Origin of the sequence: Maccoyibacter intestinihominis (assembly GCF_040096355.1) — a bacterium.
GTDB classification, from domain to species: Bacteria; Bacillota; Clostridia; order Lachnospirales; family Lachnospiraceae; genus Maccoyibacter; species Maccoyibacter intestinihominis.
Window position 1 is genome coordinate 107042 of the sequence record NZ_JBBMEX010000007.1, and the last position, 24708, is coordinate 131749.

23 protein-coding genes and 1 pseudogene are annotated in these 24708 nt (G+C 41.8%); 4 read left to right on the top strand and 20 right to left on the bottom strand.

Going from position 1 to position 24708, the window contains the following annotated elements; genetic code table 11:
• Positions 1–31: 31 nt before the first annotated feature.
• The 14 genes and pseudogenes from WMO43_RS08235 to WMO43_RS08300 form a co-directional block, all read right to left on the bottom strand.
• Positions 32–772, bottom strand: coding sequence for a carbon monoxide dehydrogenase (locus tag WMO43_RS08235; RefSeq protein ID WP_353530859.1), 741 nt, complete (start codon positions 770–772; stop codon positions 32–34).
• Entirely contained in the window at positions 769–936 is a 168-nt protein-coding gene (locus WMO43_RS08240) for a hypothetical protein (RefSeq protein WP_177963443.1), read from the bottom strand. The genes WMO43_RS08235 and WMO43_RS08240 overlap by 4 nt, the downstream gene beginning before the upstream one ends.
• Before the next feature lies 1 nt (position 937).
• Positions 938–1744, bottom strand: coding sequence for an acyl-CoA dehydratase activase (locus tag WMO43_RS08245; RefSeq protein ID WP_353530860.1), 807 nt, complete (start codon positions 1742–1744; stop codon positions 938–940).
• A 15-nt stretch (positions 1745–1759) separates the two neighbouring features.
• Positions 1760–3322 (bottom strand): 2-hydroxyacyl-CoA dehydratase family protein, encoded by a 1563-nt coding sequence (locus tag WMO43_RS08250; RefSeq protein WP_177963445.1) that lies wholly within the window; start codon positions 3320–3322, stop codon positions 1760–1762.
• Positions 3322–4518, bottom strand: a complete 1197-nt coding sequence (locus WMO43_RS08255; protein WP_353530861.1) for a 2-hydroxyacyl-CoA dehydratase family protein — start codon at positions 4516–4518, stop codon at positions 3322–3324. Before WMO43_RS08255 ends, WMO43_RS08250 begins: the two co-directional genes overlap by 1 nt.
• Positions 4519–4530: 12 nt before the next feature.
• The gene (locus tag WMO43_RS08260; RefSeq protein WP_353530862.1) at positions 4531–5310 is read right to left on the bottom strand and encodes an ATP-binding protein; all 780 of its coding nucleotides are present in this window, start codon (positions 5308–5310) and stop codon (positions 4531–4533) included.
• Between the two features lie 221 nt (positions 5311–5531).
• The gene (locus WMO43_RS08265; protein WP_353530863.1) at positions 5532–6929 is read right to left on the bottom strand and encodes a polysaccharide deacetylase family protein; all 1398 of its coding nucleotides are present in this window, start codon (positions 6927–6929) and stop codon (positions 5532–5534) included.
• 39 nt (positions 6930–6968) lie between these two features.
• Positions 6969–7385, bottom strand: a pseudogene (locus WMO43_RS08270) (manganese catalase family protein); the annotation flags it as partial.
• A gap of 3 nt (positions 7386–7388) precedes the next feature.
• Complete coding sequence (locus tag WMO43_RS08275) at positions 7389–7655, bottom strand: spore coat protein CotJB (RefSeq protein ID WP_177963450.1); 267 nt, start codon at positions 7653–7655, stop codon at positions 7389–7391.
• On the bottom strand, positions 7652–7861 hold the full coding sequence (locus tag WMO43_RS08280; RefSeq protein ID WP_177963451.1) for a spore coat associated protein CotJA: 210 nt from the start codon (positions 7859–7861) through the stop codon (positions 7652–7654). The genes WMO43_RS08275 and WMO43_RS08280 overlap by 4 nt, the downstream gene beginning before the upstream one ends.
• Positions 7862–7951: 90 nt before the next feature.
• Positions 7952–9142 carry an AAA family ATPase gene (locus tag WMO43_RS08285; protein WP_353530864.1) on the bottom strand — a complete coding sequence of 397 codons (1191 nt, stop codon included), beginning with the start codon at positions 9140–9142 and terminating at the stop codon, positions 7952–7954.
• A gap of 6 nt (positions 9143–9148) precedes the next feature.
• On the bottom strand, positions 9149–9994 hold the full coding sequence (locus WMO43_RS08290; protein WP_353530865.1) for a hypothetical protein: 846 nt from the start codon (positions 9992–9994) through the stop codon (positions 9149–9151).
• Between the two features lie 12 nt (positions 9995–10006).
• Positions 10007–11242: a DUF5716 family protein gene (locus WMO43_RS08295; RefSeq protein ID WP_353530866.1), complete on the bottom strand. Its 1236-nt coding sequence runs from the start codon at positions 11240–11242 to the stop codon at positions 10007–10009.
• 11 nt (positions 11243–11253) lie between these two features.
• The gene (locus WMO43_RS08300; RefSeq protein WP_353530867.1) at positions 11254–14799 is read right to left on the bottom strand and encodes a DUF5717 family protein; all 3546 of its coding nucleotides are present in this window, start codon (positions 14797–14799) and stop codon (positions 11254–11256) included.
• Positions 14800–14925: 126 nt separating this feature from the next.
• Between WMO43_RS08300 and WMO43_RS08305 the strand changes: the two genes are divergently transcribed.
• The 4 genes from WMO43_RS08305 (at position 14926) to WMO43_RS08320 (ending at position 17991) form a co-directional block, all read left to right on the top strand.
• Positions 14926–16017, top strand: a complete 1092-nt coding sequence (locus WMO43_RS08305; RefSeq protein WP_353530868.1) for a pyridoxal phosphate-dependent aminotransferase — start codon at positions 14926–14928, stop codon at positions 16015–16017.
• Positions 16018–16112: 95 nt separating this feature from the next.
• A complete protein-coding gene (locus WMO43_RS08310) occupies positions 16113–16475 on the top strand; it encodes a GntR family transcriptional regulator (protein ID WP_353530869.1) in 363 nt (120 codons plus the stop codon).
• Positions 16476–16489: 14 nt separating this feature from the next.
• Positions 16490–17185 (top strand): ABC transporter ATP-binding protein, encoded by a 696-nt coding sequence (locus WMO43_RS08315; protein WP_177963489.1) that lies wholly within the window; start codon positions 16490–16492, stop codon positions 17183–17185.
• A complete protein-coding gene (locus tag WMO43_RS08320; protein WP_353530870.1) occupies positions 17179–17991 on the top strand; it encodes a hypothetical protein in 813 nt (270 codons plus the stop codon). The genes WMO43_RS08315 and WMO43_RS08320 overlap by 7 nt, the downstream gene beginning before the upstream one ends.
• 424 nt (positions 17992–18415) lie before the next feature.
• On the opposite strand, the gene WMO43_RS08325 is transcribed toward WMO43_RS08320, so the two are convergent.
• The 6 genes from WMO43_RS08325 to WMO43_RS08350 form a co-directional block, all read right to left on the bottom strand.
• Entirely contained in the window at positions 18416–19318 is a 903-nt protein-coding gene (locus WMO43_RS08325) for a DNA-methyltransferase (protein WP_353530871.1), read from the bottom strand.
• A 16-nt stretch (positions 19319–19334) separates the two neighbouring features.
• A complete protein-coding gene (locus WMO43_RS08330) occupies positions 19335–20222 on the bottom strand; it encodes a HindIII family type II restriction endonuclease (RefSeq protein ID WP_353530872.1) in 888 nt (295 codons plus the stop codon).
• Between the two features lie 466 nt (positions 20223–20688).
• A complete protein-coding gene (locus tag WMO43_RS08335; RefSeq protein WP_353530873.1) occupies positions 20689–20898 on the bottom strand; it encodes a hypothetical protein in 210 nt (69 codons plus the stop codon).
• Between the two features lie 213 nt (positions 20899–21111).
• Positions 21112–22497: an NADPH-dependent glutamate synthase gene (gene gltA / locus WMO43_RS08340; protein WP_177963807.1), complete on the bottom strand. Its 1386-nt coding sequence runs from the start codon at positions 22495–22497 to the stop codon at positions 21112–21114.
• Complete coding sequence (locus tag WMO43_RS08345) at positions 22497–23384, bottom strand: sulfide/dihydroorotate dehydrogenase-like FAD/NAD-binding protein (RefSeq protein ID WP_177963806.1); 888 nt, start codon at positions 23382–23384, stop codon at positions 22497–22499. The genes gltA and WMO43_RS08345 overlap by 1 nt, the downstream gene beginning before the upstream one ends.
• A gap of 129 nt (positions 23385–23513) precedes the next feature.
• Positions 23514–24692 (bottom strand): CaiB/BaiF CoA transferase family protein, encoded by a 1179-nt coding sequence (locus WMO43_RS08350; protein WP_353530874.1) that lies wholly within the window; start codon positions 24690–24692, stop codon positions 23514–23516.
• Positions 24693–24708: the final 16 nt, after the last annotated feature.

A 24708-nucleotide genomic window follows, 5' to 3' on the forward strand; every position in this document is an offset into this window, starting at 1 on the left:
TGTGTGATGCTAAACATTCTCTTATGACTACTTATGTATGTTCTTCGCTCATGCCAAAATGCATCTCGCGCAAGCCTTCGATTTCATCACAGATTTCCTGCAATCCACAGGAACCGCAATCCATATTGACATCTTTTAACATATGGTCAATCGTTGCCGTGATCTGCTTAGTTTTTTTGAGTCCATCCTGCAATCTGCCGTAATCAACTTTCGGATCTGTAATAAAGATGATCCTGACTGCCTCTACTTCCTTATGTAAATGCAATGCCCGAAGTATGGCATTTCCGATCGCCGTAAAATTTAACCCTTCATTCAGTGCTTCTGCCGCCACGCGTACACTCTCCCTGTCATTAGAAGACGATACGCGCAGCATAAACCCTTTCGGATAGATATGGTAACGGAAATAGCCGATATTCCGGATCGTATTGTATAACCGATCTCCCGTTCCGATACTGTCCTTCGCGACACGCACCAGTGCGATCCTCGCATATGGAGTATCCTCTGTGATCTCCGGCAGATCTTTTCCTATGAGGATAATCTCATCTTCTGGAACAAAATCTTCCTCCGTCGTTACTAAGGTATTTCCTACGGCTGGAAGATTATGCCCTCCTAATTCATATGCCATATCTGACTGTAAGATCATCATTGCTTTTCCGGCATCCTGCCAGTCTCTACTGACAGGATCTGCCGCAGCACCAACCGGAAGGATATGCTTATCCTGCTTTTCAAGAGAAGTCAGGATATCATGGATAATCTCATCGTAAAGTCTCATAGATGTGTATCTCTTTCTATCTTATCGTAATGCTTTTGCATCAGCGGTTCGATCGCTGCTGTAAGTTTCATATCAAGATTAAAAAAGTAAACGATAAAACTCAAGACAAACAGACACACTAATACGATCGCAATGATCAAAATTACATGTAAAAATGTTGCCATATTAAACCGCTCCTTCCTTCGCCATTCCTTTTTGACGGGCAAACTCTGCTGCACCAAGCGCTCCCATAAGCTGTGGGTCGATCGGGAGATCAATGACTTTCAAATTCAACACCTTTTCGATAGCCTCTTTTAATCCATCGTTCTTTGCACATCCGCCTGTCAAAGTGATGGAATCCACAGCTCCTGCCTTCTTTGACATCACAAAACATCTTTTTGCAACGGATAACTCAATACCTGCGGCGATCTCATCCATCGGCTTGCCCTCGCCTACTAAGGAGATGACCTCTGACTCCGCAAATACGGTACACTGTGCCGTGATCGGGATTACATTCTTTGCTTTCAAAGACAACTTCGAAAATTCTGAAAGATCCATCTCAAATGCCTTTGCCATTGCCTCAAAGAAACGTCCGGTTCCTGCCGCACACTTATCGTTCATAGCAAAGTTTAAAACCGTTCCGTCGGCATCAATGGCAATACCCTTTACATCCTGTCCGCCGATATCAATAATTGCCTTAACATTCGGATCTGCCACATGCACACCCATAGCGTGACAGGAAATCTCTGAGATATTCTCATCTGCTGACGGTACCTTGTTTCGTCCATATCCGGTACCTACCAGATAAGCCAGATCCTCTGCTGATTTCAAATCCGGCACCTGTGCAACTGCCTTTTCAATGGATTCCTCACAGGAAAGAACCGCATTGATACGGCTGCGAAGTGTTACATCTGCCACCATCTTTCCTGTCTCATCGATGATGACACATTTTGTATAAGTTGATCCGGAATCACATCCGCCATAATATTTCATCTTGCTCCTCCTTTTTTACCATGAATGCTCGTCGTGTAAAATTTCCAGTGACGGATCCAGTGGTTCTTCCTTAAATACAGTTCTCATATAACGATTGACCTGATCACGAACGCCCTGACGGGATACGATCCTAGGATCAAACAGATCGTGCGTTACCCAGATCAGATGAATGCCTTTTTCTCTTGCCTTTTCCTCAAACTGACCATGCATGCCATTGAGTGCCTTACATGCCATATGCTCCCAGAGAATGACCATATCAGCATTGAACTCCTCGCAGTACTCCCAGAGTTCATCGAGAAGTACTTTGTAACCGCCATGGGTACGGTTTCTCATGATCATGTTTTCTGTCAGCCATGCCATATCGTAATATGCTTTTTCACGGTTCTGTGGTGTATCTTCCTCTGCGATCATCTCGGTATTTACCATAGAAAGCATATCGGTCAGTGGAACAATACCCCAGCAGTTTAATATCCAAAGCAAAAAGTCCATGTAAAAATGCGACTGTACGCCCCATACAATCGCACGGTGACGATATTCTTTTGCCATCATCATCTTGTCTTTGTATGCCTGATTTGCAAGTGCGGTAAGTTTTCGGTCTACATCGACAAATTCCGGCACCTTACCACAGATTGCCATGTAGTTTGTCTCGGTATAAAGTGCAAGATTTGAACCAAAGATCTGCGGATAATCGGTCTTATTCATATCGAGCCATTCCATACGGTGTCTGGTGGACTCGTTGACACGTTTTGCACACTCAAAGTAATATTTCCAATCCCATTTCTCGCCTGTCTTTTCTTCGATAAATGCGATACAGTTCCTGATCTCCTGTGCTGCGTAATCCTGTACGTCATCTTCTCTGTGGCGCAGCGGTGCTGCTAACTGGAAGATTGGTATACCATCTTCTAATTCCAGACGTTTTGCAATACCGCCATTACTCATAAGGGAACCGTCACAGGTTGTATTACACTGTACGGCACAGGCACCAAGGATCGGTGCATCATCATCAATGGAAACGCCAAGTTCTGCCTCCGGCATCGGACAGACATCACCGGCAAGTCCAAACTCCTGTGCCACATCGATATAATGCAGTGCCGCGTTCTGGTTCAAAAGAACCGATACATAGGTAGACGGTGTCTCACGGGAAAGTCCCTTTAAGGTAGGAAATCCCATCATAACGGCTGTCATTTCGTTTTCGTCTACAAGCACGACTTTCTTAGAGAACTCTTTATCATTGCCGATACGACGATCTCCGCGGAATAAGTTATCAAGAAGTTTTGCCACATCATAGACAACGAGATCCTGCTCTAAATGACACATACGAAGGTATGGTCCGCGAAGTCCCTGTGTATGTTTATCGACCATCATCGGTACTGCTAAATAGTTTGCCATCCAGCGATAGCGGAACATCGCTTTGATATTTCTGGGCTTGATGATAAAGCCAGCTAACTGCTTCATAATATAGAGCCAGCGTGTGTAATCATAAAAAGTATCCTTAAATCCACGCCACTCACGTCTGCTTCGTACTTTTCCATCGGTAAAAAATCTACCCAGCGCTTCTGCGCCTACTTCTTTTGCCATTATTTCTTACCTCCTTGAATCTTCTTGATCTCAATGCTCTCTACGAATGCCTGCACGCGTGTGCGCATCTGACCGGAAGAGCCAATGGAATATGGACGATCCACGGCAAGTACCGGATAGCCATGCTCATCACGGAGAACGATCGTACCGATCATCCGCTCATATGCCCATGGATCACAGAACTTCATCTGTTCGTAAATAATACCGTCTGCGCCGTATTCTTTTGCAAGATCTGCAACGTAATCGCGTCTGCCTGTCATCTTTGCCATATCCCAGTAACGTGGACACTGTGCTCTGCCCTGCACCTGACGACAGACCTGTTTTACAACATCTTCCTCGTCATTTAAGATAATCTCATCACGTCCCGGCAAAGATCCGTAGCAAAAACGGTCTGCACAGACATAAGCACCGGATTCCTCTACTAACCTGATCACATCCACATCGTCCACCTCGGAGCCGACAAAAACGACACGGGCACGATACTTGTCTGCCGCATCCGGCTCTCTCGTCTTGATCTCCTCTAATGTCTCACGGAGTTTATCTACGATCAGATGCTTTGGTGCCACATAACTTACCAGGGTAAGGATATGGAACTCATAGCCCGTTACGCGTGGATTCGCTTCTTTACGAAAATCACCGATCGCACGGATCAGGCGGCACACTTCGTTGTGCTGTTCTACGGCTGCACGGATAGCCTCATCCGATGTGTCGATCCCATATTTTTCTGCTAAAGGCTTTAAGATGTGGTTGCGGCACTGCAAAGTGTACATTTCTAATGCATTGTCATCATTCTTCTGTGGGATCTCCATATATTCCCAGAAAAATCCATCTTTTCCCTCTCCCATGGTTTTAAGCAGTTCCATATTCTCCACACAGCGGTTCATCATCGTACATCCGTCCGGTGTTACGATACCGTCCACAAAATTGTAACCGCCTTCAATGGCTCTTTCTAAAAGTGCTCTACTGTACTCACACAAAAAACTTGTCATGTAATAAGTAGCCATCTCCATAGAGCCTGTACGCGGTGCACGCAGTCTGACGGAAAATATTCCCGGAAGATTTAAAAGTGGTTCCGGTACATTTTCGCAAGTCGTTGCGATACACTTAAGCCCCTCACTTTGTGCCTGACGCACAAGTTCGTTATTCGCATCTTCTAACAACTTTTCAAAATAATATAAGTGCTTTAAGTCTTTCACGCTTTCCCTCCTTTACGCTTCTAAAATTCCTATACCGATCAGGGCTTCTTTTGCTCCTCTGACGATCGCCGCATCATCATCTAAATAAAATACACTCTCTCCCTTGATGTCGAACTCTGCTAACGAGGCATCCGATAATATGTAGGAAAGTACCGGAATATCACCCACATCCATGTACTGTTTGACATCTAAATTGGGAAGTCGGTTTGCGATCACACCGACCTTATCGTACATCACAAGTTCATCTGCTACCTGTTTGATTGTCTGAACGACCTGCGTTCCTTTCTTAGAAGAGTCCGTGATCAGCATGAGGTGTGTCACTTTTTCCATCACACGTCGGTTGATCTGCTCAATTCCAGCCTCTCCGTCAATTACGATATAATCATAATTCTCTGCCAAAAGACCGATCACTTCTTTCAGATAACTGTTGATCTTGCAATAGCAGCCTGCTGCCTCCGGTCTTCCGATCGCAATAAAAGAAAAGCCATCCATCTCGACAAGTGCGTCAAAAATACGATATCTGGCTTCTCCTAACAATTCAATTGCCGCCTTAGCGTTGCCGTCCTCTGCGTTTGCCACAACCTCTTTGCGAATATCGTCTACCGTGAGTTTCACGTCCACACCGAGTGCAGTAGACAATCCCACAGCCGGGTCTGCATCGATTGCAAGTATCCGCTTGTCGGGGTACGCTGCTACCAGAAGTTTGACCATAACTGCCGCAAGCGAAGTCTTACCAACGCCACCCTTGCCTGCAACTGCAAGGATTTTGGCATCAATCTTGTCTTTATTCATTTGCCGTCTCCCTTACTTATAAACATCTTTTTACATTCGTTTATAAAATGTTTATATAAATTTTATCACATGTACATACTTTTTTCGACACAAAATGCCACGATCATATAAAAATGTCATGTTATACAAATATGGCATACAAACTTCATACACTATTACTACTTGACCCTTATCTTTCGTGCAGTGGTTCTAAAATAAACAGCAGTGGTATTTTATTACTCCTACTCTTTTCCGTTTGCAATGACCGGTGTCGGTCTTCTTGTATCAAACACTTCTGCCGGCCGGATCATCTGGTCTAAGACCGTTGTCCGTCCCTGCGTTGCGGTATAGAGCAGATAGCCGTCCATATCAATCCGTCCCTGACGCACATTGTCTGCATTGATCTGTACCCAGTGTGGTTTCGAGCGGTCTACATTACAGAAAAAGTTATAACCGGCACTCTTATAATAGGCATACAGCGGATTGTCATTCGTATAAGGCTGCGGCCCTCCGATGTCATTTCCATGTGCAAAGATCAACGTGTCCACCGCTCCTACAATATTCTGTACATTCGCAACCCACTTCTCATTATCTGTCTTTAAACGTTCCACGGTCTTTCCCGTAACACTCAGATGTCCCCAGGTGTGGCTTGCAAACTCCCAGCCTTCCGCTTTTAGTGCATCAGCAATTTTTTTTGCTTTTTCAATCTCTTTTTCCCGGTTGTAATCAGGGTGTTCGTTCAGCCATGCAAGCTGATCCGGTTTTAAATGTTCTCTGACCTCGTAATCCGAATCTGTACGATAACCAAACACACCATTATATCCGGTCATGGCGATCATACCTCTTGCCCCTTTGTAGGCACCATCCGGGTGTTTCTTTAAGAATGTATTCAAACGTGGAACCACATCGTAATCTCCGATATGCTTCTTACCATCTGCTGTCTTATAAAGACACTTTACATCATTGTTGTCATCTAGGACCAGTCTTTCCGGAAATCCGGCAGGCTTATAGGAATGGTAATAACTCAGATCATCCACGGACAGAACGACCGCTTTTTTATCCGGTGGCAGCATCAGATTCGTGTTTGGTGCAAAAGTTACGTTGCCATTTTCATCCTTTGTCTCAACTACCAGATCACGCAGTCTTACAAATACATATCCATTGTCATACATCTGCTGGGTAATGCGGTCAAATTCTTCCACGGTTGTCATCCACGCGTTCATGCCGTCCACTGCATTTTTTCCCAATACGGATACGTTAAATGCACGATCCGTATCATTGATCAGGGAATGATAGAAAATGTGTGGCACTGCATTGACATCCACCGGAACACATGCTGCCTTTTGTTCTTCAAACTTTTTGATCAGTTTTGTGATCTTCGTATTTTCTTTATAATTTTTTACGGACTTTAAGAGATTGATCGCTCCGTCGTAATCATATCCCATCGCCAGCAGTTTTGCCTGCTCTATGTTCTTGTCCTTTTTCTTCGTTTTTTTCTCTGATGCTTCCTGTGACTGTTCTGTCTTTGTATTTTCTTGAGAATTTCTAATGCTCTGTGGTATAACCTTTACAATGATCACGATCAGAACCAGTATTGAAATTCCAAGTACCATGGAAAGCATCGCCTTTTTTCTTCCCATATCTTCCTCCGTTAGCATATATTTTTGTTGTTCTTATCAAGCCGCACCCTCTGCTGCCATATCTTCCATCAAATCTGTGATCGGATCACCCTTTGACTGGAATTCACAGGCATTAAATGGAATGCCCCCGGCTGCCTGCGGCCAGATTCCCAACGTATGATCTACATAATATTTGTCAAAACCGGATGCTTTAAGCTCCTCCGGTGATAAATCTCTTGTCAGCTGATGCACGATCGTAGAAACCATCTCTAAATGTGCCAGCTCCTCGGTACCGATATCATTCAAAATTCCTGCAACCTCACGATAAGGCATCGTATAACGCTGTGAAATGTATCGCATGGAAGCTCCAAGCTCTCCATCCGGTCCACCGTACTGCGACATGATGACCTGTGCGATCTTCGGATTGGTCTGTTTGATATTTACCGGATATTGTAATCTCTTTTCATAATTCCACATAACTTAACACATGCCTCCTTCCCACGGCCAAGGCTGGGTTGCCCAGTCCCAGTGATCTCCTACTTTTGCACTGTCGATCGTAAGAGGACCATACTGGTCTGCATAGGCACGAAGTCCCTGTTTGCGTAGTTCTTTGTAGTGTTTTAAATAATTTAATGCTTCTTCGTCGTCAGGATGCGTATCCAGATAAAGGGTAATGTCATTGACGGCAAAGCTTACCATATTGATCCACTGTAACAACTGTTTCTGGCTCATCTGCTGATTCATCATCCCCGCATCCCCTTTCTTCCGTAAAACGGTTTATTTAATTCCGGAAAAATGGTTCCGACCTGAAGAGCACGGTCCGGCTCATAGACATGCTCAAAATGCTGCCATGGTACATATGCCATTGCCAATGCAAAATCCTGACATGAGGACATATCGTAACGCTCACCGCATTCCCGTTGTCCCATATTGCTTCTATTGCAATTTCCCATAATGTTATTTCTCCTTATCTCTTTACTTACAAAATATGCATATTTTATTTTTTCGTGCATAAGAGAAATAACCCGTTTTGCAAACACACTTTAAGACTGGCTGCTTAAACTGTCAATGGAATCAATGATCTCTTTTAACTCCGGGACCATCTGCTTCTGACTTGCCGCGATCTCTTCTACCTCTTTTCGCATATTCAGGATATTTTTCGTATTATACTCTATGCGTTCTCGGAGTTTCTGTCTCCTTGCGATCAGATTATGCTGTACCTCGACCATTTCCTTGTCATTATAAATCGCTTCCGGATTGCCGGTCCATACCTTTGCATCATAGAGCTGATAATCTTTCAGTCTGCGTACCAAGCGGGAGTTATAGTAATCTAGTTCTTCGTTTGTCTGAAGATATTTTTCCTTTTCCCGCACTGCATCCTGATACTGCTCCCAGATATAGGTCAGTTCCTTCGAATTGTGTACATGGTATTTTTCACAGGCATAGTCGACTGCGTTCTTCGTATTGACATATTTAAACTTGATCTTATTCAAAAGGATGATCGCTCCGTTAATGTTTGCCTCGCAGCGTTTTAACTGATCGATATCCCGCTGCTGACGGAAATAGAGGAAAAATCCACCGATTGCTGCCGCGGATACCAGCAGCGTAAACATCAGCTTTGTGTCCACGTTTTTCACTCCCTGCAGGACTAAGATCAGCGCCATCAGTACAATAAATACGCCAAACAATACATAGGAAAAAATCCTAAGATAATGCATCTCTTCCTTTACTTCTTCCATGCAGTACACCCACGCCTGTTTTTCTCCCTCTAAATAATTCATATCCCGGCGGATGGCTGCCTCATAGGCTTCATTTGCCTCTAATCTGCGGATGGCATCCGGTATCTCATCCTCTTCCTGCTGCATCTGAACGAACTGTGCGTCGGAAATCTTCTGGGCCGTATTTAAATACTGATCCCTTGCCTTATTGAGTTTGGCAACATTTCCTGCAACCTCATGCAGATCCTCCTGTGTTTCTTTTGGAATATTGCGGATTTTCTGGATATCATTCAGATAGTCCGTGACAATGCGGTACTCAGACTTCGCCTCTTCTAACTCCCGGATCGCCTCAATGATCTCCTCACAGCGTCCGAGCATCTCATGCTCTGCCTGCCTCTTATATTCCGCACTGTCCGTATATGCACCCCGCGTATTCAAATGCTCTAACACATCTTCAATATTCTGTTTTGCTTCCGGCTGTTCTTTTGCTTTCTTTCTTCTTTTCCAAAATCTCATTGTTTCTTACCTGCCATACTTCTCATATTCCTGACGCCATTTATGGACGATCCCGTAAATTTCTGATTTTGTCTCTGCTTTTATTTCTTCCTTTGTTCCTTTTTCATAAGCCTCATATAGGTTCCGGATCTTTTTTACATTTTCATCCAAAGGAAGCTGCTCTTTTATCGCTTCTAATTCTCTTTCATACTCTTTGAGTTGTTCTGTACCGATCCCGTATTCTTTCGCCCGTTCGCTTTGTTTTTCTTTCTTATCTGCTAAGAACAGACAAAATAATTCTGACTTTTTGGAACTTGGGTTTGTATTCTTCTCATAAGCTGTTTTGTAACAATCTGCCGCCTGGGAAAACAGAAACAGATTTGCATAGGCGGTTCCTAAATTGTGGCTCACATCTCCTAAGAACGCCTCCTGTGTCTCTTCTGTCTGATTCTGTAAGATCCAACGATATTCCTCCATGGCGCAATGATATTTTTCACGCCGCAACAGACGGTCTGCACGCAGCTTATGCCTTGAAAGCTCGTCCTTTTCCTCTAACTGTCTGAAGATCTCCATGGCAGCCTGCTGTTCCGCCTCGGTCGCATAGCCGGTCTCCTCTAAAAGAATCCTTGCAAATTCATAAGAAGGCACCCCCTGTTCTAATGCCTCTTCTAATTTGCAAGCAAGTCCTTCCTCTTTGATCTCCGTTCTTACCCAGTCGCAGAATGTCCTTCCGACAAAGTCCATCTCCACAAATTCTGCATTGTGGATCAGATAATAGCTCATCTCCTCTAAGGAATATATATTTAAGGAAGCACTCTCTATATCATATGGTTTTTTGGCTAAAGCATGACTACAAAATAGTAATTGTCCCATCGGCTTCCTCCTCTAAAATTCCATCGTATACTTCCACACCTTTTCACTGGATGGAAATAACTCTCCAAATCCAAGGTCCTCTATCTCAATCTCCGCTTTTGTATCTCCTAACAGATGTACCGTGATCCTGATCCTTGTGGTCCGTGCCGGTCTTTTAGGCAGATCCGCAAGCTCTAAACTCTCTATTTTTGCCTCCCTGCCATATGGATGCTGTAACCACAGTTCCACGGTATCCGTACCGTCTAAGATCACCTCACAGCTATGCTCCTTTAAATACCAGTTCTCTCCGGCAGTTACAAGCGAATAGAATTCCAACTCCTGCTTCTTTCTTACCTTCAGACTGATGTTCATCTTGAACTCACTGTCTCCTAAATACACATATTCCCGCTCTGTCTCTTTTTTTTGGAATGCCACAAAACATGCACCCAGAGAATATAGATTCTTCCCTAAAAATGCCCGTCGTCCACGGCAGATATATTTTAAAGATTCCTGCATCCATCCACCGTCAAACGCACTTCCGACAAAATAGACCGTAGACACAAGCTGCTTGTCGAATGCCTGCTGTGCCATTGCTAAAAACCCTGCATCTTTGTCATCTGTCAGTATGCCCAGTTTCTGTTCTTTTATCGTAACCACACAGGGCTTCGTTCGTTTCTCTTTTTCCAGACTATAATACACGATTTTCTCACTGCTGCCATCAAATAATCCTGCCTGATGATTCTGAAGTTTTTCCTCCTGATTGCAATGATAAAAACAAAAACACTCTTTATAATCCACAACCTCAAACTGTTCTTCGGACAATTCTAATTCCTGCCGCACCCGGTCTAACAGGCGGACACATTCTTCCGTGACGGTCTGCACCGCAAAGACCAGACGTTCTAGTTTCCGTTCCCTGTCGAGTTTATTCGGGATGGATAAGATTTTTTTTATAAATAAAAGGAACAGATCCTCCGCCGGATACTCTCTGCCCTCTACCGTTATCCTGTTTTTATTTAGTGCCTGCCGGAACAGATTCTCTGCTTTCGTTCCCTGTCCTGCCTCTGCTAAACGCTCTGCATCTTTACCGTAAACCCATTGTCCGATACCATGGCGTTTTGCAACCACCAGTGGCAGACTGTATTCAGAGCTTCCTGCTACAAAACTGACCGTTGCAGGACGTTCCATACCCGGATGAAAGTAACTGAGCATTGCCGACTCTTCTTTCAGATCAATACCAATATATAATTTGTCCAAAAGTCTCTCACTCATAACTTTCTCCTTTATAGAACCTCAAAGAGTCTCTTACAGAGCTGTTGCTGCTCTTCGTATTCTATCATCATTTCTTTTGTCTTTTTGATATCCTCTTCGAGAATGGTCTGTGTGATCAGCTGATTTAAAAGCGTATACCGACTCTTGTCCTGTTCTTCACATACCATGCTTCCCGTAATCTGATTGCTTTCTAATATCTGTTCTTTTTCTTCCCGCATCTGACTGACGTAATATTGGATATTTTCACCAAAAAACAGTAAGAAATCACTGATAAAAATCCCACCATAGGCTTCTTTCATTTCCATGGTACGGTATTCATCATGTTCCCCGCTCCGATAGTGCAAAAAGACACGGTTTCCTCTCCGATTCTGATACTCTATAAATACCTTATCATAAAAACCATATTTTTGCTGTAAAAAGACAGGAAATCTTCGATAAAACGAAAAATAAATCTTTTCTGCCGTAAAATCTGCCAGATAGGTATCTAACAGTTCCATGTATTCTTCCTGCTTATCTTTATGGGATGCAAGATATTTTAAAATTGCCAAACGGCACACCGGTATCTGTTTTTCTTCCGGTCGTTCCACCAGATGCCTGAAGAATCGTTCACTGATCACCATATGTTCTACAAAGTATGCCTGCGAAAAATAGTTCAGATAGGCATCTTTTATGATCTCTTTTCCACCATTTCTACAATAGCTTTCAAAAATTTCTTCCGTATATTCCATATACTCCGTAGAATACAGCAGCTGGATCAAAATATGTTCTTCTAAACCATAAGTCTCAATCCCAAACTGTTTTGCTGCCTGCCAGATCTCTCCTAGCCGTTTTGTCGAACCATCATAATTCTCACACAGATATTTCAGGATAGCTTCGTCATATTTTCCACCAAAAAAGGCTTCTGCACAAAGATATACCAGGAATTCTTCGTCTGCATACTCCTCTTTTCCTGCCATGCTTCCGGCAACTGCGGCTAACCGCACGGCATCAATTTCTTCAATACCATATCGCTGCAGCCATGCATATGCCTCCCGATAAGCATGTCTGTCGACTAAAAGCTCTACCATATATTTTCTCGCACTCTGATTCAGCATTGACGGATTGATCCGTTTTAAATACTCTCTGATATCTAAATTTACCTGATTGACCTGATGCAGCCTTATGATCTCCGGGAACAGATAGGTTCTGTATTCCTCACTGACCGAATCCATGCGTAAGAATCTGCGCAGAAGTTCTAACTCCTTTTCATCTAATTCCTCATGGAATGGTTTTTTGTCTAACTGATAAATAAAAAACGATTCACACTCCGGTGCCTGCTCCATGCATTTTTTTATAAATCTGCCGGGACGCATCAATTTTTCTAACTGATACTCCATACCGGAGGCATAACGGTTTCCTTTCCGGTCCTCTAAAAGAATGACATAATCGGAAGAATAGATGGGAAAATATGCAGTTCCGTTCTGGATCGATACCGAAAAGCCATCTTTTAACTGTCTGTGCACTACATAAAGACGAACGGCATCTTTATCAAAGCAAGTCAGCTTATGATAAAACAACAACTGCCCTAATGCCTTTGCCGTCTCGTTTTGTATCATATTTTCCGTTAAAAACGTATCATAGATAACCGCAAGATTATCATCCATATGCCGCTCTAATATCTGTTCTAAGGCAAAACGCTCCATGGTTCTTTCATAACTTGCGTAGACAGACGGCTGACTTTCTTTATTTGCAATAATATTGACATAGAGTGCCGCTTTTTGTGCATACGGAAGACTGCTGTGATAACGGAAATACATCTGTACCATCTTAGGTACCTGACGCACTTCCCTTGCATCCATCGAATAGACAAAGGCTTCATATAAACCTGCTAAACGCAGATCTGCGGTAATTCCCTCTTCATACCAGTGATGATATAGCGTATCGTATTTCTGTCCCTTGATCAGATAGGCACAGATCACGGTCAGCAGTTCCTCTTGCGGATAGATCTCATAGCAGCCGCAAAGAATCTTATAGACCCGCTCCTCATAGGTACGCAGATCTCCTGCTAAATGGGTCACCTGTATGGCAAGCTCTTTTGTGATTGCATGCTTCCTGCATGCCCAGAGCAGCAGACGGCATTCAAACTCGCCCATCTCCGTCATAATATACGGTTCTTTTTCAAGCAGCAGATATGCCTCTAAATAAAAATACGGACTGGTGCATCCGCCCATGACCTGTTCTCTTATGGCATAGTATTTTAATGCTGCATTCTTTGCATAATCTCCCCGTAAAAATAATAAGATCCACACCAGACGCATATCTTTGTTATGCACCCTGCAGATGTCTTCTACGTTCTTTAACACCTTATCTGCATAACTGTCCTCGCGGATCAAAAGGGTGGTCAGATAGAGGTAATATGCCCACGCTACGCTCTTTGTGTCCGTGATCGTTTTCTTCTTTTCATCTAATATCCACTCGGCTTCCTGTCTCTGCCGGTTGATAAGTAGCACCTGTGCCTTCATCAGGCCATACCAATGTTCACTCGGAAAAGCAGCAATGAAATGGTCGAGGATTTCATTCGATCCCATTACCCACTCTCCTAATGTCATCTGTTTTAACCGGAAACGGATATAGCTTTCCGTCAGTCTGCACTTCATTTTGGAAAGTTCCGTATGTTCTTCCCGCTTTTCCGGCACAGCTTCCCTCTGTTCTTTCTGATATACACAGACTGTATGCTCCAGTGTCTGATAAGGGCTTTTTAACGTCAGCTTTCCATAGTTTTTTCCTGCATGAAGCTTTTCTTTTTCAATCAGATACTCCACCTGAAGCATACTCCCGATAAAGTCAGCGGTTGTCATCTGCTTTTTCACAGGATGTAAAAAGGAGGCATCACTTGTAATCTCAAGTTCTAAATATCCCCACTCTCTTTTTCTTAAAACAAGTGTCTCTTTTCTGCTCTGTGTTATATCACAATACTCTTTGCTCTTTTCATCCATGGTCAGTAAGACCGTTTCCTTCTGTTTGCATGCGATCAGAAACTCCTCCATATCCTGCATGCCTGCTCCCGGACGGCAAAGTCCCTCGTAGAGCATTCTTTCACGAACTTCCTCTTCTTTTATCAGATTTACAAACATTGGGGATGTAAAGATCTCATAGGCTTCATTTTTGTCTTTTGCCGCTAATTTTGCAAATTCATAAATAGAACGGATCGTTCCGATGGAAGTCTTTGGATATAATTTGGAAATATTTACAACAAAAGAAAGGTTATATTCATTCTGGTTACAGATTATGTAAAACTCACCCTTTTGAATATTCCCTTCCATCAGACCTTCACTATGAAATTCAAATTGAATATGAACCTCTTCTCCCTCAAACTGCGGATTCATACACTCCATCCGTACATCGGAGGTATAGATCACACCACGCAGAGGAAGCCCGTTACCGCTTCTTATCGTAAAGCTTCCTTTATAGTTCTGCCCCTCTACTACTTTTAATTCCAGCCGGTCTGTTGAGAGCAGCAATTCCGGTTTCTCATATTCAAATTTACCATTTGCCAGATTATAAATCCGTCTACGCAAAATGTCACCTGCTTATCTGGTTTTTATTGCTTTTTCGCACAAGTCGATTATAATAGATTATAAACTATTTCACAGGTTCGTGCAACTGCTCTTTCTGCACCCTGTCAGCATTTGGAGGTATATCATATGTTACAGCATCAGGATCATTTTCATGGAAGTGATTTAGAAAAAATAGAAAAAATTTACGGCATCAGAAAAGAAGAGATCATCAGCTTCAGTGCCAACGTCAATCCGCTTGGGATCTCCCCCCTTTTACGCAGGACTCTGACCGAACATATCGATGCCATTACCGCCTATCCGGACAGAGAATACACTTCTTTAAGACAGTGTATCGCCGGCTATTGCGGCTGTGAGGCAGAACATGTCATTGTCGGTAACGGTTCTACAGAGCTGATCTCTCTTTTTATCCAGATCGAACATCCGAAAAAAGCGATGATCATCGGTCCTACTTATTCCGAATATGAGCGTGAGATTTCTTTAGGCGGTGGTACCACCCTGTACTATCCGCTGCGTGAAGACAATGACTTTCATTTAAACGTTGCGGACTTTACCGCACACCTCAATGAAAATATTGATCTTTTGGTACTCTGCAATCCGAATAACCCGACTTCTACTGCGATCACCAGAAAAGACATGCGTCTGATCTTAGATGTCTGCAAACAGCATGATATTTTTGTGATGGTAGATGAAACCTATGTGGAATTTGCCGAAAATATGGACGAGATCACTGCTGTTCCACTGACAAACTTTTACAACAATATCATTATATTAAGAGGAACTTCTAAATTCTTTGCAGCTCCGGGACTCCGTCTGGGCTATGCCATTACCGGAAATCCGGATCTGATTAAAGCTATTAATACACGAAAAAATCCGTGGACGATCAATTCCCTTGCCGTAATTGCCGGAGAATTGATGTTTACCGACACCGATTATATTGAAAAAACGAAATCCCTGATCTCAAAAGAGCGTTCAAGGATCTATGAAGCATTTGCTTCCCACCCGGATTTCAAAGCCTATGTACCAAAGGCAAACTTTATGTTACTCCGCCTGCTTCGGGAGGATATGAATGCTGATGAAATGTTCGACCGCACGATCCGGGAACGTATGATGATCCGCAACTGCTCTACGTTTCCATTCTTAGACAATAAATATATCCGTTTCTGTTTTATGGAACCGGAGGACAATACCCGTCTGATGGAATGTCTGATGAGAAAATAATAAAAACTTTGCTTTTTGAATATTTCTTGACAAATATTCCCATTTGCATTATTGTATTATTTGACTAATACATATATCAGAAACGAGGTGGGTGTATGCCATGGAATCTCAATTCCGACCGTCCGATTTTTTTACAGATCGTAGAACGCATTGAAATGGATATCATTTCGGGTGTTTATCAGCCCGGACAACGGCTCCCTGCTGTCAGAGAGCTTGCCTCCTGTGCAGCCGTCAATCCGAACACTATGCAAAGAGCCCTTTCCGAACTCGAAAGAACCGGCTTAGTCTACAGTCAGCGGACGAGCGGACGTTTTATCACGGAGGATACTGCTATGATCGAAGGATTAAAACAACAGATTGCCGAAGAAAAGATCCATGATTTTTTTGAAGCTATGAAACATCTTGGAATTTCCAAAGAGGAAACACTCCAACTGATCCAACAACACACTACCATTTAAGGGAGAAGGAAAAAATGAGTTTAGTTACATGTAAAGACCTGAGTAAAACTTATGGTTCTACAACCGCTCTTTCCCATATCAATTTGGATATTGAGGAAGGACACATTATCGGACTGTTAGGTCCGAACGGAAGTGGTAAGACCACACTGATCAAAATTTTAAACGGTTTACTGACTCCGTCAGCCGGCGAAGTCTATATCAAGGAGGCTCCGGTGGGTACGGAATCGAAAAAAGTGATCTCCTATCTGCCTGACCACACCTATCTTGGCGGCGGTATGCGGGTAAATGAGATCATCGACTTTTTTAAAGATTTTTATGAGGACTTTGAGCCGGAACGTGCCTATGATATGTTAGAAAAGCTGCAGATCGATCCAAAGCAGAAATTAAAGACGATGTCCAAAGGTACCAAGGAAAAGGTTCAGCTCATTTTAGTAATGTCACGCCGTGCAGACCTCTACATCTTAGATGAACCGATTGCCGGCGTAGATCCTGCGGCAAGGGATTATATTTTAAACACCATCATCACGAACTATGATGAGCATGCAAGTATTCTGATCTCCACACACCTGATCGCCGATATTGAAAATATTTTAGATCAGGTTATCTTTATTAAAAACGGACAAATTGTAAAGGACGCTTCCGTTGAATCCATTCGCGAAGAGGAAGGCATGTCCATTGACGCACTGTTCAGGGAGGTATTCAGATGTTAGGAAAATTAATGAAACATGAATTTAAAACAACTTCAAAGGTCATCCTGCCACTCTATCTGATTCTTGTGGTTTTGACCATTTTTGCAAGAATATTTGCACAGTCACTTTTTACGGCAGAGAATTCTAACATCGACTCCATCGGCTTTGGACTCTTTGGCGGACTGAGTGTAATCCTCTACATCTTAGGATTGTTTGCTGTCAGCATTGCATCCTTTATCTATCTGTTGGTACGTTTTTATAAGAACCTGTTTGGTGATGAAGGCTATCTGATGCATACACTTCCGGTAACTTCCTGGGAGCTGTTAAGCAGTAAGCTGCTCGTCGCATTTATCTGGAACCTTGTGGAATCGCTGTTGATTGCTTTCAGTATCTTTTGTATTTTTGCAAATCACTATGTCTTTGATGCAATAAGCAATTACTTTGCATCTTTTGGCGGTTTTGATGGAATGGTCTATTACTATACCGGCATGCATACAGGTACTTTCTGGCTTTCCCTGATCGCCTTTATACTGGTTTCCTCGTTTTACGGTCTCCTGCTTCCATATGCAAGTATCTGTATCGGACAGCTTTGGCAGAAACATCGGTTAGCCGGCTCTTTTTTAACTTATTTTCTGATCAATATCCTAACCCAGATCATCCGCACTATTTATGTCGGACTGACCGGAAATGAAGATGCGATCACACATGCACAGAATTATATTCCGACAGCAACCTATGGCTTTATTATGGTATTAAATCTGGTGCTTAGTGTTGTCTTTTTCTTCTTGTGTGGGTATATTATGAAGAAGAAGGTGAATTTGGAATAGATTCTGTTTTTCATAGCTCACTGTTCCGCGAACAGGAACAAGAGGTTCTATATTTTGCGATTCAGGTAATGACAACGGACGAAACCGACGCTGATTCGTCTTCCTGACTCAGCAGCATCTTTTGCAGGCATCCGTGCCTGCAAATTTTTGTTTTTGTACGCAAAATAAGAACCTCTACGTTCCTGTCGCAGTCACAGTTCGCTATGGAAACAGTGGAATTGCAAGCTATGAGAAATAATAGAATTCTAAATGCTTATTTTCCTAGTTCATCTGATTTATCTTCCCCGGTAACTCATCGAAAAGCCGAAAGTTCTTATTCCTCTGGAAAGTATAGAAGTTAATTAAAATGTCGTGTTTTTCCGCAAGCTCATGACAAACTCTAAGTTTTTCTAGCTATACATGCATTATCTCACCTCATAATATATTATTTCTTATTTAATCTTTCCGAGATAATTTTGCAATATTCAGCATTTACTTCAATACCAATATATTCTCTATTTAAATTTTGTGCAGCTACCAATGTTGAACCACAACCACAAAAAGGATCTAAAACCACCTGTCCTTCCAATGTTGTCAAATTAATCAGAAATTCCATAAGTGCCACTGGCTTTTGAGCCGGATGAAGTCCTCTATCATTTCGAGAGGATTTACATTTAATAATATTAGAACATACTTCTATTCCCGTGTTATTTAACGGATTTTGCTTAAAATATTCCTCATTGTATCCACCTACATCATATAACATAATATTATCCGTTAATGTTCCACCAATAGGATACGGCTTCATAAACCATAATATAGGTTCAAATAAAGGACGTAAATTTCCTAATTTCCATCCAGTCCATTTATCAGCATTTTCACTATCCCCACGTCTTTCAAAAACAACTTTTACATTTTGAGCCCTATGAGCTGCTGAATCCTTCTCCCATGCAATCATATCTTTAAAGATAAACCCTGCATCTTCCATAGCACAAATACACCTATGTGAAAATCTCCTGCCTGCAAAAACAAAACAACTAGCTCCCGGTTTTAAAACTCTTAGCCATTCTTTTGACCAAGATGAACACCAATTATAATATTCTATAGGCATATTTTTATCAGCTTCTGACCATCCATTTAAAGGCTTACCTCTTTTTTTAAAAACTGACGATTGTTTTTGTGCTGGACTCATACCTAAAAGTGATGAATTAGTATTATTATGCAAAATATCCCAAGTATCTAAGGATATTCCATAGGGTATATCCGAAAGAATCAAATGCACTGAATTGCTATCTATATTTTTAATTTCTTCTATAGAATTACCACAAATTATGGAGTTTGTTTTCATATTATAACCTCTACTTTTATAAAGAACTCTTATAAGATAAAATAGCTGATATTTTTTCGTTAAGTTTCCTTGACTTGATTAATTCTTTAATTGCTTGTTCTTTTGTATACTCTTCTATCTTTTGTATTTCTGCATTTAATACTGCTATTTCATCATTACTTCGTTCAAAAATATATAACTTACATATATTCAATTGTTCCTCAAAATCTTTAAGACTAATTGGTATCCTATCACATACCATTTTATTGATATAAGGAAATAAGCAATTCATTCTATCTGCATAAGCAATCTTACTATCTCTTTCTATCCTAGTTGGTGCATTCCATATTTGTTCCAAACTTAACGAAACATCTTCAACAACCTGCTGATTTAAGAGAAATAATATATGTTCCCATGACAACAAACAGACTTTATCTGATAAAGAAGATGCATAAATTTGACTACTTGTATTAGGATATTGAAAATATGGTGCTACTAAAACTGCAAAATCATGTTCCATTCCTCTCCATCTACTTAAAGTAGATATTTTAAAATCTTTCTGATTTTTTGCCGTTCTGCTTAATCTAAAAGTTTTCGCATCCGCAACTAAGGTATATCCATGATGACTTTCTGCAACAATGTCGGCACTATTACCTCGTTCAGATAAAGCCTTTGCTTTTAATCCTATTTCAGAAAAACACCTTGCTAATACAATATCTGAAGCCTTAGAATAAAGCTTTTCTTCAGTGGAGCTAGCTTCTATAACCTCTGGTATTGTACCAATTTCTTTAACAATTTCTATAAAATCATCTTTTGATAAAGACTGTATATATGACTCAATATCATTTCCCGACAGCTTAAAATTCTTTTTTTCCTTTGTTAACGAAAATAATAATTTCAGAAAATCTGAGTATTGTTCTTTCATCTCTTTTTATTCCTTTCATATAACACTACTTTGTATATTATAACATTCTAATTTATCATCGTCATCTAATTTAAAAATTTATCATACTAATGAATTGCAATTGTGTATATCTGAACTCCTCCTTAATATTATTTTAGCATTTCTAGTAACTCATCGAAAAGCCGAAAGTTCTTATCTCTCTGGAAATCATAGAAGTTAATTAGCATGTGGATGCGGAAACCGGCGAAGATAATCAGACGGAATAGAAAACAAACTATTATTTATTATTTATTGTTTCCCTATACCTTTAGACAGATTTCCTCCTGTTCTTCTATTACTTTTAATATTTGTGGATCTTTTTGAATACTTTAGATTTACTCTTAGATTGTTAATAAAATAACACTTGATTTTTGACTTACTGTCATCCTTGAAATAGTTAGATTATACTGACTTTTGAATAAGAAAATACATTCTGACAATGTCATTCCTATATTTTTGTAAGGAACTCCTCTATTGAGTCCGCCTTTGCTGCTGCCTTGAGCCACTCGTTCAAGCTCTCAGGATTCTTTTCATTTAGAATCTTTTCTTTGATCTCATCCGGAACTGTACCTAAATCCTCTAAAAGTTCCATGACACTCTGTGCTTTTCCGGTAACGACACCTTCTGCTAACCACTTTTTCTCTTTTCTTTTGAGCATTTATTCTACTGTCATGTACCTTCCCTCCAGTTCACGCCATTGTTTTAATTCCCTGACTCTGTCATGTACTTATTATATCCTGTCACTGTGAAAATGACAAGAAAAAGAAGCCGATATCTTATTGTTTTCTAATAAAAATATCGGCTTCCTTGTAAATATCACTATATCGATATGAACTCTCTTAATGTTCACTTCGTTGTACTTCTGACAGTCTTATTTCCGGCTCAGGTACTCATCAATGCCCTTTGCAGCAGCTTTTCCTGCTCCCATGGCAAGGATTACGGTTGCGGCTCCGGTTACAGCATCTCCACCGGCATATACACCCTCTTTGGTGGTCTTACCGTTGTTTTCATCTGCAACGATACACTGCCATTTGTTTACATCTAATCCTTCTGTTGTAGAAGAGATCAATGGGTTTGGTGAAGTACCAAGTGACATGATCACCGTATCTAATTCTAAATCAAATTCAGAACCTTTGATCTCTACCGGTCTTCTTCTACCGGAAGCATCCGGTTCTCCTAATTCCATCTTCACACAGGTCATTCCTTTTACCCAGCCGTTTTCATCCACTAAGATTTCCTTTGGATTTGTCAGCAGGTCAAAAATGATGCCCTCTTCTTTTGCATGATGTACTTCTTCGACTCTGGCAGGAAGCTCTTCTTCACTTCTGCGGTATACGATATGTACCTCTGCGCCAAGTCTTAATGCAGTTCTTGCAGCATCCATCGCAACATTACCGCCGCCGACTACGGCAACCTTTTTGCCTTTCATGATCGGTGTATCATACTCATCTTTGAAAGCCTTCATCAGGTTATTTCTCGTTAAAAATTCATTTGCGGAAAAGACACCGTTTGCCTGCTCGCCAGGAATGCCCATGAATTTCGGAAGTCCTGCACCGGAACCGATAAATACAGCTTCAAAACCTTCTTCGTCCATCAGTTCATCGATTGTTGTAGACTTACCGATTACGACATTGGTCTCAATCTTAACGCCAAGTGATTTGACGTTTTCAATCTCTTTTGCCACAACTGCACTCTTTGGCAGACGGAATTCAGGGATACCATAGATCAGAACACCACCTGCTTCGTGAAGTGCTTCAAAGATTGTTACATCATATCCCATCTTTGCAAGGTCACCGGCACAGGTCAGTCCTGCAGGACCGGAACCGATCACTGCTACCTTGTGGTTTTTCTTTTCTTTTGCCGGCTCAGGTTTTACATTATTTTCTCTTGCCCAGTCAGCTACAAAACGCTCTAATTTTCCAATGGAAATCGGCTCACCCTTGATGCCACGGATACATCTTCCCTCACACTGGCTCTCCTGCGGACATACACGGCCACAGACTGCCGGAAGTGCGGAGGATTCACTGATCACTTTGTAAGCCTCTTCAAATTTTCCTTCTTTTACTTCTGCAATAAATCCCGGAATATTAATGGATACCGGACAGCCTTCGATACATTTTGCATTCTTACAGCCGATGCAGCGGGAAGCCTCTTCTACAGCCTCGTCCTTGTTATATCCTAAACATACTTCGTCAAAGTTGGTTGCTCTTACCTTTGGTTCCTGCTCTCTGACAGGTACTTTATTTAATACATCCATTATTTGTCACCTCCACAATGTCCGCATCCGCCATGATGTGTATCGCCTTCCTGTAATTTCAGCATGGCTCTTCCTTCTTCCGTCTTATACATCTGCTGTCTCTTCATTGCCTGGTCAAAATCTACCAGATGTCCGTCGAACTCCGGTCCGTCTACACATGCAAACTTCACTTCATCGCCAACAGTCAGACGGCAGGCACCACACATACCGGTTCCGTCCACCATGATAGGGTTCATGGAAACAATGGTTGGAATCTCTAATTTCTTTGTTAAAAGACAGACAAACTTCATCATGATCATCGGTCCGATTGCAACACAGACATCATAAGTATTGCCGTCTTTTACTAAATCTTCAATTACGGTCGTAACCATTCCGGAACGTCCGTAACTTCCATCATCCGTTGTTACATAGAGATTTCCGGCAACTGCCTCCATCTCTTTTTCTAAAATCAACATATCTTTGGTCTTAGAACCAACGATCACGTCTACATCTATTCCATTTTCGTGCATCCACTTCACCTGTGGATAAACCGGTGCTGCTCCTACACCACCAGCCACGAATAAAATCTTTTTCTTCTTTAAATCTTCGATCTCTTCTGAACAGAACTCAGAAGCACATCCGAGCGGTCCTACGAAATCACGGAAAGAATCTCCAACCTCTAATCCGGTCATACGCTGTGTAGAAGCTCCAACCACCTGGAATACAATGGTAATTGTTCCTGCTTCCCTGTCATAATCGCAGATTGTCAGCGGGATACGCTCGCCTTCTTCGTCTATTTTTACAATTATAAACTGTCCCGGCATACAGGTCTTTGCCACTCTTTCGGCTTTGACATCCATAAGAAAAATCTTATCTGCCAGTTGTTCCTTTTTTACTATTGGATACATCGTTATCCTCCCATCTCATTGTTTTTGCTGCTCGCTAAGCATACCTACCTGTTAATGATACTAAATTTTCAATTATTTCGCAATATCTCTGCAAAAAAAGTCTAAAAACATCCTATGTACTCTGATTTTTTAGTCAAAAACACCCTTCGCTTTTAACTCTGCATAATCCATCCCCAGTTGTTCTATCACTTCTTTGGTATGATAGCCGGTCGGATAACCGGCAAACTTATATTCACATGGACATTCACTAAGTTTGACTGCCGTTGCAAGCTGTTTGACACTTACGTCTTCATGAAGCGGCAGTTTTACATCCACTACCATCTCACGTTCTTTTACCTGCTCATCCTCTAAAAGTGCTTCTTTTAAATTCAAAACCGGCTGTACGCAGGCATCATAATGAGAGAATACTTCTACCCATTCATCTCTTGTCTTTGTCTTTAAAATGCCACGGATCTCTGCTTTTACTTCATCGATATTTGGCGGATATACCGTTCCTTCTATTAAGTCCTCACGTCCGATCGCCGTGCAGAATCTGCTCCAAAATTGTGGTTCTAAGGAACCGACGCTTAGATATTCACCGTCTTTTGTCTCATAAAAATCATAGATGCAGCCACCATTGAGACGTTCTCCCTCACGCTTTGGTTCTTTCCCGGAAACTAAAAATCCGGCACCGTCTAAGCTGTTAAACGGCACACAGCCGTCCATCATTGCCACATCTATGTATTGTCCTTTTCCTGTATTTTTCCGATAATTGACCGCTGCTAAAATACCGATCACGGAATTCATAGAACCGACTGCAATATCTGCAATCTGAAAATTCATCAGGGAAGGTCCTGATTCCCTGCGCCCTGCCTGTGAAATAATGCCGCTTCTTGACATATAGTTGATATCATGTCCTGCCGCATCCCGCAGTGGTCCTGTCTGTCCGTATCCGGTCAGTGAGCAGTAGATCAGTTTCGGATTGACTGCTTTTAAATCCTCGTAGCCGAGTCCTAATTTTTCCATAACACCGGGGCGAAACTGCTCTAGCACAATGTCATATTCTTTGACAAGTTCTTTTACAACCGCCTTTCCCTCCCCGGTTTTTAAGTTCAAAAACATGGTCTTTTTATTTCTTCCAAGCCATGCCTGTGATGCAGACACTCCGGTATCCCCGATAAACGGCGGATAGTCCAATACGATATCCGGTCTGCTCGCAGAGCTGATCTTCAACACCTCTGCCCCCATATCCGCTAACATCAATGTTGCGTATGGTCCCGGTAATAAGGTAGAAAAATCCAAAATTTTCAAATCATCCAGTGAACCCATTGTTTATTCCCTCTCG

Coding starts and splice junctions, on each gene's coding strand:
- WMO43_RS08275 (WP_177963450.1), bottom strand. CDS start 7,655: ATGATGAATCAGCAGATGAGCCAGAAACAGTTGTTACAGTGGATCAAT.
- gltA (WP_177963807.1), bottom strand. CDS start 22,497: ATGGATGTATTAAATAAAGTACCTGTCAGAGAGCAGGAACCAAAGGTA.
- WMO43_RS08235 (WP_353530859.1), bottom strand. CDS start 772: ATGAGACTTTACGATGAGATTATCCATGATATCCTGACTTCTCTTGAA.
- WMO43_RS08280 (WP_177963451.1), bottom strand. CDS start 7,861: ATGGGAAATTGCAATAGAAGCAATATGGGACAACGGGAATGCGGTGAG.
- WMO43_RS08315 (WP_177963489.1), top strand. CDS start 16,490: ATGAGTTTAGTTACATGTAAAGACCTGAGTAAAACTTATGGTTCTACA.
- WMO43_RS08285 (WP_353530864.1), bottom strand. CDS start 9,142: ATGAGATTTTGGAAAAGAAGAAAGAAAGCAAAAGAACAGCCGGAAGCA.
- WMO43_RS08245 (WP_353530860.1), bottom strand. CDS start 1,744: ATGAAATATTATGGCGGATGTGATTCCGGATCAACTTATACAAAATGT.
- WMO43_RS08265 (WP_353530863.1), bottom strand. CDS start 6,929: ATGGGAAGAAAAAAGGCGATGCTTTCCATGGTACTTGGAATTTCAATA.
- WMO43_RS08335 (WP_353530873.1), bottom strand. CDS start 20,898: ATGCTCAAAAGAAAAGAGAAAAAGTGGTTAGCAGAAGGTGTCGTTACC.
- WMO43_RS08310 (WP_353530869.1), top strand. CDS start 16,113: ATGCCATGGAATCTCAATTCCGACCGTCCGATTTTTTTACAGATCGTA.
- WMO43_RS08330 (WP_353530872.1), bottom strand. CDS start 20,222: ATGAAAGAACAATACTCAGATTTTCTGAAATTATTATTTTCGTTAACA.
- WMO43_RS08240 (WP_177963443.1), bottom strand. CDS start 936: ATGGCAACATTTTTACATGTAATTTTGATCATTGCGATCGTATTAGTG.
- WMO43_RS08350 (WP_353530874.1), bottom strand. CDS start 24,692: ATGGGTTCACTGGATGATTTGAAAATTTTGGATTTTTCTACCTTATTA.
- WMO43_RS08260 (WP_353530862.1), bottom strand. CDS start 5,310: ATGAATAAAGACAAGATTGATGCCAAAATCCTTGCAGTTGCAGGCAAG.
- WMO43_RS08320 (WP_353530870.1), top strand. CDS start 17,179: ATGTTAGGAAAATTAATGAAACATGAATTTAAAACAACTTCAAAGGTC.
- WMO43_RS08345 (WP_177963806.1), bottom strand. CDS start 23,384: ATGTATCCAATAGTAAAAAAGGAACAACTGGCAGATAAGATTTTTCTT.
- WMO43_RS08295 (WP_353530866.1), bottom strand. CDS start 11,242: ATGAGTGAGAGACTTTTGGACAAATTATATATTGGTATTGATCTGAAA.
- WMO43_RS08290 (WP_353530865.1), bottom strand. CDS start 9,994: ATGGGACAATTACTATTTTGTAGTCATGCTTTAGCCAAAAAACCATAT.
- WMO43_RS08325 (WP_353530871.1), bottom strand. CDS start 19,318: ATGAAAACAAACTCCATAATTTGTGGTAATTCTATAGAAGAAATTAAA.
- WMO43_RS08305 (WP_353530868.1), top strand. CDS start 14,926: ATGTTACAGCATCAGGATCATTTTCATGGAAGTGATTTAGAAAAAATA.
- WMO43_RS08250 (WP_177963445.1), bottom strand. CDS start 3,322: ATGGCAAAAGAAGTAGGCGCAGAAGCGCTGGGTAGATTTTTTACCGAT.